A 1,236-nucleotide genomic window follows, 5' to 3' on the forward strand; every position below is an offset into this window, starting at 1 on the left:
CAGGCCTTTTTCCAGGACGAGTTCGGCGACGCCCCGGCCGCTGACGAGCGCCTCCTTGGCGATGTCGGTGGCGGCCGTGTATCCGATGTACGGGTTGAGGGCGGTGACCAGGCCGATGGAGTTCTCCACGCTTGCGCGCAGGGCCTCGGTGTTGGCGGTGATGCCGTCGACGCAGCGCTCGGCGAGCGTGAGGCAGGCGGCGCGCAGGTGGGTGATGGACTCCGAGAGGGAGTGCAGGATGATCGGCTCGAAGGCGTTGAGCTGGAGCTGTCCGGCCTCGGCGGCCATGGTGATGGTGACGTCGTTGCCGATCACCTCGAAGGCGACCTGGTTGACGACCTCGGGGATCACCGGGTTCACCTTGCCGGGCATGATCGACGAACCGGCCTGCACCGGCGGGAGGTTGATCTCGCCGAGCCCGGCGCGCGGCCCGGAGGACAGCAGACGCAGGTCGTTGCAGCTCTTCGAGAGCTTGACGGCGACCCGCTTGAGCACGCCTGACATCTGGACGAACGCCCCGCAGTCCTGGGTGGCTTCGACCAGGTTGGCGGCCGTGACGAGAGGCAGTCCGGTGATCGCGGAGAGGTGGCGGCGGGCCGACTCGGCATATCCGGCGGGGGCGTTGAGGCCCGTGCCTATGGCGGTGGCGCCGAGGTTGATCTCGTGGATCAGCTCGACGGCCTCCGCGAGGCGGCTGCGGTCCTCCTCGATCATCACGGCGTACGCCGAGAACTCCTGCCCGAGCGTCATCGGAACCGCGTCCTGGAGCTGTGTACGCCCCATTTTCAGCACGTCGTGGAACTCGACCGCCTTGCGGGCGAAGGCGTCCTGGAGCACGGTCATCGCCTTGAGGAGTTCCCGCACGGCGAAGACGGTCGCGACCTTGACGGCGGTCGGGTAGACGTCGTTGGTGGACTGGCCGAGGTTGACGTCCTCGTTGGGGTGCAGGTGCCGGTACTGGCCCTTCTCGTGGCCCAGCAGCTCCAACGCCCGGTTCGCCACCACCTCGTTGGCGTTCATGTTCGTCGAGGTGCCCGCACCGCCCTGGATGACGTCCACCACGAACTGGTCGTGCAGCCTGCCGCCCCGGATCTCCCGGCACGCCTCGACGATCGCGGCGGCCTTCTTCGGCTCCAGCAGCCCGAGTTCCTCGTTGGCGAGGGCGGCGGCCTCCTTGACGGCGGCGAGGGCGTCGATGAGGTGCGGGTAGGCGGAGATGGTCATGCCGGTGATGGG

The 1,236-nt window shown here is 68.4% G+C and carries 1 protein-coding gene; it reads right to left on the reverse strand.

Going from position 1 to position 1,236, the window contains the following annotated elements; translation table 11 throughout:
* Positions 1-1,236, reverse strand: a 1,236-nt coding sequence (locus G3I56_RS42575) for an aspartate ammonia-lyase (RefSeq protein WP_164418901.1), incomplete at both ends; no start/stop codon positions are given.

It is taken from the genome of Streptomyces sp. SID12488 (assembly GCF_010548275.1).
Classification (GTDB): Bacteria; Actinomycetota; Actinomycetes; order Streptomycetales; family Streptomycetaceae; genus Streptomyces.